The organism is Emticicia fontis (genome assembly GCF_054779675.1).
Window position 1 is genome coordinate 687,925 of record NZ_BAAGXU010000066.1, and the last position, 706, is coordinate 688,630.

Genomic DNA, 706 nt, shown 5'->3' on the forward strand with positions numbered 1-706 from the left:
TACAGCCCCTGCTACAAAAGTAGTGTGTTCACCAAGTACTTTGACTTTAACAGCCAGTGGTTGTGCAGGAATAGTGAACTGGTCAACAGGTTCATCAGGAACAAGTTTAGTTTTATCAAGTGTAGGCACTTATAGTATTACAGCCACTTGTATAGTGGGTATTTGTACCTCTCCAGCAAGTACTGCAGTTACAGGTTTGGAAATCGTAACACAACCCTCTGCGCCAACTATCACAGCCCCTGCTACAAAAGTAGTGTGTTTACCAAGTACTTTGACTTTAACAGCCAATGGTTGTGCAGGAACAGTGAACTGGTCGACTGGTGGAAGCGGGACAAGTATCACACTCTCATCGGTGGGCACTTATAGTATTACAGCCACTTGTACCGTGGGTAATTGTACCTCTCCAGCAAGTACTGCAGTTACAGGTTTGGAAATCGTAACACAACCCTCTGCGCCAACTATCACAGCCCCTGCTACAAAAGTAGTGTGTTTACCAAGTACTTTGACTTTAACAGCCAATGGTTGTGCAGGAACAGTGAACTGGTCAACAGGTGCATCAGGTAGCAGTTTGATACTCTCATCGGCGGGCACTTATAGTATTACAGCCACTTGTACCGTGGGTAGTTGTACCTCCCCTGCAAGTACCGCAGTTACAGGTTTGGAAATCGTAACACAACCCTCTGCGCCAACTATCACAGCCCCTGCT

General features: G+C 46.2%; 1 pseudogene. It reads left to right on the forward strand.

The annotated features are described in order from the left end of the window. Positions 1-706, forward strand: a pseudogene (locus tag ACYVFA_RS28240) (hypothetical protein); the annotation flags it as partial.